9 protein-coding genes are annotated in these 5112 nt (G+C 64.7%); 4 read left to right on the top strand and 5 right to left on the bottom strand.

The window, feature by feature from the left end; genetic code table 11:
* On the bottom strand, window positions 1-499 hold a 499-nt coding region (locus QZ281_RS07970; RefSeq protein ID WP_292226915.1), incomplete at its 3' end, for a S4 domain-containing protein.
* Window positions 500-511: 12 nt separating this feature from the next.
* Between QZ281_RS07970 and tadA the strand changes: the two genes are divergently transcribed.
* From tadA to QZ281_RS07955, 3 genes are all read left to right on the top strand, one after another.
* On the top strand, window positions 512-970 hold the full coding sequence (gene tadA / locus QZ281_RS07965) for a tRNA adenosine(34) deaminase TadA (RefSeq protein WP_292226913.1): 459 nt from the start codon (window positions 512-514) through the stop codon (window positions 968-970).
* 41 nt (window positions 971-1011) lie between these two features.
* Entirely contained in the window at window positions 1012-1437 is a 426-nt protein-coding gene (locus QZ281_RS07960; RefSeq protein ID WP_292226911.1) for an MliC family protein, read from the top strand.
* A 70-nt stretch (window positions 1438-1507) separates the two neighbouring features.
* On the top strand, window positions 1508-1969 hold the full coding sequence (locus QZ281_RS07955; RefSeq protein ID WP_292226908.1) for a DUF805 domain-containing protein: 462 nt from the start codon (window positions 1508-1510) through the stop codon (window positions 1967-1969).
* Here the strand turns inward: QZ281_RS07955 and QZ281_RS07950 are convergent.
* From QZ281_RS07950 to QZ281_RS07935, 4 genes are read right to left on the bottom strand one after another with little or no spacing between them, the layout of a single operon-like run.
* Window positions 1966-2574: a GNAT family protein gene (locus tag QZ281_RS07950; RefSeq protein ID WP_292226904.1), complete on the bottom strand. Its 609-nt coding sequence runs from the start codon at window positions 2572-2574 to the stop codon at window positions 1966-1968. The two genes, QZ281_RS07955 and QZ281_RS07950, sit on opposite strands and share 4 nt — an antisense overlap.
* The gene (locus QZ281_RS07945) at window positions 2574-3068 is read right to left on the bottom strand and encodes a hypothetical protein (RefSeq protein WP_292226902.1); all 495 of its coding nucleotides are present in this window, start codon (window positions 3066-3068) and stop codon (window positions 2574-2576) included. Before QZ281_RS07945 ends, QZ281_RS07950 begins: the two co-directional genes overlap by 1 nt.
* 24 nt (window positions 3069-3092) lie before the next feature.
* Window positions 3093-4205: a 3-dehydroquinate synthase gene (aroB, locus tag QZ281_RS07940; protein WP_292226899.1), complete on the bottom strand. Its 1113-nt coding sequence runs from the start codon at window positions 4203-4205 to the stop codon at window positions 3093-3095.
* Complete coding sequence (locus QZ281_RS07935; protein WP_292226896.1) at window positions 4202-4768, bottom strand: shikimate kinase; 567 nt, start codon at window positions 4766-4768, stop codon at window positions 4202-4204. The genes aroB and QZ281_RS07935 overlap by 4 nt, the downstream gene beginning before the upstream one ends.
* Window positions 4769-4893: 125 nt before the next feature.
* Between QZ281_RS07935 and QZ281_RS07930 the strand changes: the two genes are divergently transcribed.
* The coding region (locus tag QZ281_RS07930; protein ID WP_292226893.1) for a site-specific integrase at window positions 4894-5112 on the top strand (219 nt) is incomplete at its 3' end.

The following is a 5112-nucleotide window of genomic DNA, read 5'->3' as shown; positions in this document are numbered from 1 at the left end:
GGTCGTTGTGGCTGGTCAGCAGGCCTGCAGGCTTGTGATAGCGCCAGACGCGGGTGGATTGGGTCGAGCCGATAGGCTTGCCGTCCACGGTGATCACGTCGTCGCGTGTCACCAGGGTCGCGGGCGTGTCCAGGATGCGGCCGTTGACCGCCACCTTGCCCAGACCGATCAGGCGTTCGACCTCACGGCGTGAGGCGATGCCGGCGCGGGCCATCGCCTTGGCGATTCGCTCGGCGCGCAGCGGCGTTTCCGGCGTCTTGGACGGCTTTCCGTCCCGGCCAGCGCCCCTGTCGGCACGTGGACGGTCGCCCGCCCCTGCCCGGTTCGGCTTGTCGCCAAAACGCTTTGGGCCGTCTTCGCGAGGGCTGCGTGGCTTATCGCCAAAGGATTTCGTCCCGTCACCGCTCTTGCGGGGACCGGAGGATTTAAAGGGCCGAGGCGACCGTTCGTCTTGACGGGCGCGGGGCTTCTTGTCGTTGTCGTCTGTATGGCGGACCATGATGAGCGGTTCATGCGCATGGCGCTGGACCAAGCGCAAGCGGCGGCAGACGCAGGAGAGGTGCCCGTGGGTGCAATTCTTGTCGATCCTGCCTCAGGTGAGGTAATTTCGACCGGCGCCAATGGTCCGATCGCAGCCCACGACCCCACAGCACACGCAGAGATCGTAGCCATGCGTCGCGCGGCGACGGCGCTTGAGAACTATCGGCTCACCAACCTGACCCTGTATGTGACGCTGGAGCCGTGCGCCATGTGCGCGGGCGCCATCAGCCACGCCCGAATCGGCCGCGTCGTCTGGGCGGCGGATGATCCCAAGGGCGGCGGCGTCCTTCACGGCCCCCGCCTGTTCGAACAGCCCACATGCCACTGGCGTCCAACTACGGACTCGGGTCTTCTGGCCGAAGAATCGTCCAGCCTTCTGAAGACCTTCTTCCGTCAGCGACGGGGAACGGCTGCAAAGAACGCACGTTAAGACGCGGCGCCAAGCGGCGCTGTAATCCGAAGGAGATCGCCTTGTCGAAGTTGGGCCTGCCGTCGTCGGTCGCTCTCAGCGGCCTTGCCGTTCTCAGTCTGCTGGCGGCCTGCGGCCCCAATCCGAACCAGGCCCCGCGTACCGGCGACGAGGTCAAACAGCGCGCCATCGACGCCCAGACCGCCCGCCAGCGCACGGGCGCCGAGATTCAGGACCGCACCCTGAACCGCGTGGTCCACACGGTTTACCTGTGTGACAACGGCGAGCGCCTGTCTGTCGATTTCGACAATCCGCGCCAGATGGCCACCGTCCGCAACTCATCCGGCGAGGCTGTCGACCTGTTCCAGGAACGCGCCGCTGACGGCATCTGGTACCGCGCCTCCAACGTCGAACTGCGCGGCAAGGGCGTTCTGGCCACCTGGTCCGTCGAAGGTCGTCAGCCGACCCAGTGCCGCGCGGTGGATTAGGGGTGAATCAGACCGTCATCAAGCGGCGCCGTGACTTGCCCTGCCGACAGCGAACCGCGATACGAAAGCCATGAACTGGCTCAAAGACATGGTACGCGGCAACCTGACCTTTTCGGGCCGCCTCTCGCGTAGAAGTTTCTACCTTTCGCTCGCAGCATTCTACGGTATTGGCTTTCTTCTGCTGCCCCTTCAGTTGGCTGGCGCCGCCGTACCTGACTTGCTCGCCGTCAACATCGTGCTGCTCATCATCGGCATTCTGATGGGATGGTATCTCTTGGGATCATTCGTTCGGCGTCTTCACGACAGAGGGCGTAGCGGATGGTGGCTAGTTTGTTTCTTTGGCCCCCATGTTGTCGCCATCTCAGCGTTTTCCAAGCTTCCGCTCGATAAGCCAGCGCTTGTTATCCTGGCGATGGTCGGCGCCGTTTTCCTCGTCGCCCCATTCTTCGTGTGGGGCCTAATCGAGATTCTTTTCCTGCGTGGAAAGACCGAAGCCAATAGATTTGGGCCCGATCCGCTGGCTGGGGCTTAGTTGCGGGCCTTCTCCAGCATTCGAAAAGCCGCCAGCCTCTGATCTAATTGATCCCGCACGTTCGGCCATTCGTCATCCAAGATAGAGAACACCGCCGTATCGCGCGCCCGACCTTTCCAGGTGGTCTTGTGCCGACGCAGCACGCCCTCGGCCTTGGCGCCCAGTTTCAGAATGGCGGCCTGGCTCTGCGGATTGATGGCGTCGGTGATGATCTCGACACGGATCGCGCCTGAGGCGAAGGCGTGGCCCAGCAACAGGCGTTTGCAAGCCGGATTGATCGGACCGCCGCGCGCCTCGGGGCGATAAAAGGTCGAGCCGATCTCGCAACGGCGATAGGCCGGATTGATCTCATAGATGCTGGTGGTGCCGACAACCACACCGTCCGACAGCCGTCGCACCGCATAGGCGATCCGCGTCCCCGCCTGCATGGCGGCCAGAGCCGAGGCCCACCAGCGGTCGAAATGTTCGCCGTATCCCGCCGTGACCATGATCTCCCAGGCGGCGGGATCACAGTCCAGCGCCACACGCACCTCGTCACGCAGGGCGTCTGTAAAAGGCTCCAACCGTACGAACCGGTCTTGCAGAACCGTTGTGGCGATCTGCATCAGGATGCGCCTTCTTCGATCAGGAAGGCCGAAAGCGCCGCCACAATATCTTGCGACCGTTCTCTCATTAAGGACGATCTAAAGAAATATCGCCGTCCTCCCGCGCCCTCGATAACGATGCGCCCGGGATCGCTCGCACTTCTGTTGACCGAAGCAATCTCAGCGAGCGGGACGACCACATTCCTCAACCCCCGGATTCGCAACGCGCCATTCTCGCTGAAAAGGGCGGCCTCTTCGATAAGGCTTTTCACCAGATGGGTTATGGCCACAGCGCACAACACCGCGCCTCCCAGCACGGCCGGGACCAATGTGAGCACCGCCGTCGCCGGGCTGCGTCGTCCGCCATAGGTTCCTTGACCGACCTCCAACAGCATCCAGCAGCATCCGGCCAGCATCGCCAACAACAATAAGGTACACGCGCAGACTTTTAGCCGACTGTAAGTCGCGAAACGCTTGCCAGATAACATGTAATCGCCCCCCCGACCGACGCCCATGGGTCAGTCTCCCGTGAAAAATGCTCAAGATGAAGACGTCGCGCCTTCTTCGATCAGGAAGGTCCGAACCTTGGCCGCATCGACGCCCTTGGCGACGAAGGCCTCACCGACTCCACGCGCCAGGATCAGGGTCAGCGCCCCGCCCTCGGCCTTCTTGTCGCCCGCCATCAGGGCCAGCAGCCGATCCGCTTCAAACGCGCCCGCCTGTTCCAGCCGCGTCGGCAATCCTGCGGCGGCGACCACCGCCTCGACCCGCGCGACGTCCTCAACCGCACACAGACCCTCGCGCGCCGAATAGCGGAAAGCCATGCAGCAACCCAGCGCCACAGCTTCACCGTGCGCCAGCGCGCCTTCATCAAACCCTACTTCCGTTTCGACCGCGTGGCCGAAGGTGTGGCCCAGGTTCAGCAGGGCGCGACGCCCCGCCTCCTTTTCGTCTTCACCGACCACGGCGCTCTTGATCTCGACCGAGCGGATCACCGCCCGCTCCAGCGCTGCCGGATCACCTGACGCGCCCGCCGCGCCCTCGCCCGCCAGCCAGTCGAAGAAGGCGGCATCGCAGATAAGTCCGTGCTTCAGCACCTCAGCCCAACCCGAGCGCACCTGACGTTCCGGCAGGGTCGCCAGCACATCGATATCGGCCAGCACCAGACGCGGCTGGTGGAAGGCGCCGACCAGATTCTTGCCGCGCGGCGTGTCGATGGCCGTCTTGCCGCCGACCGACGAATCCACCTGCGCCAACAGGGTCGTCGGAATCTGCACAAAGTCGATGCCGCGCATATAGAGCGCCGCCGCCAGACCGGCCAGATCGCCCACGACCCCGCCACCCAGGGCGATGACCACATCCTTGCGGTCCAGCCCGATCTCTAGCAATCGATCCAACACGCGTTCCAGCTCGAAGAAGGACTTCGATCCCTCCCCCGCCGGAACAGCCACGATCTCGCTGCGGACGCCCGCCGCTGTCAGCGACGCCGTCAAGGCATCGGCATGGATGGCCTCTACCGTCTGGTCCGTAATGATGACGGTCCGCCCCTTGGCGATGGGCGCGATACGGGCGCCAGCCTGCCCCAGCAGCCCACGCCCCACCATCACATCATAGGCCGCGAAAGCTCCGCCGCTGACCGGGATTGTCGTCATTTTCTCGTCTCCGCACGACGCCTCTGCCGCCAGTGCCGGCGCAGGTGCTTGTGAATGGCGTCGACCGCCTGTCCGTGAGACCCCTGCCCCACGTCCACGGTCACATCTGCCTCGCCATAGATGGGATAGCGCGCCTCAGCCAAGGTGCTCAGCACCACCATCGGGTCCTTGTCGCGCAGCAAGGGGCGGGTGTCGCGTCGCGCCACGCGTTCGGCGATGACCGCCAGATCGGCACGCAGCCAGACCGTGTCGGCGCGTTCCTTTAGCAGCGCCCGCGTCTCGGCGTTCATCATGGCCCCGCCACCGGTCGCCAGCACAATGGGCGGCCCTTCCAGCAAGCGCCGCATGACCCGTGCCTCGCCCGCCCGGAACTCGTCCTCGCCCAGGGCCGCGAAAATCTCGGTCACCGTCATCCCGGCCGCCGATTCGATTTCGACATCGCCGTCCGCGAAGGGCAGTTTCAGCCGATTGGCCAGCCGCCGCCCTACCGACGATTTGCCCACGCCCATCAGCCCGACCAGGGCTATGGTGCGGCTCGGTCCCGGATTCGCACGCCGCCTCATCCGGCGGCTCCGGCGGAACGGTCGGTCGATTGGACGGCAAAGGCGAAGGCGCAGGCAGGCATGATCGGGAAAACCTCTACACCAAGCCCGACCGTGCGCCATCCGTTCGCGGCATGGTTTGCGCGATGACGCCCCAGATTGAGGCCTTTCTGGAGATGATGGCGGTCGAGCGCGACGCCTCACCCCACACCCTGTCGGCCTATAATCGGGACCTGACCGACGCCGAGACCACGCTTTCCGATGCGGGCGGGCTGATGAAGGCGGATGCAGAGGCCGTGGAAGCCTGGTTCGCCGATCTGTCCCGACGCGGCCTATCCGCCGCCACCGCCGCACGCCGACGATCC

Source organism: Brevundimonas sp. (genome assembly GCF_018608325.1).
GTDB lineage: Bacteria > Pseudomonadota > Alphaproteobacteria > Caulobacterales > Caulobacteraceae > Brevundimonas.
Note: the sequence above shows the minus strand (reverse complement) of the source record. Positions and strands in the feature narration are given on the sequence as shown.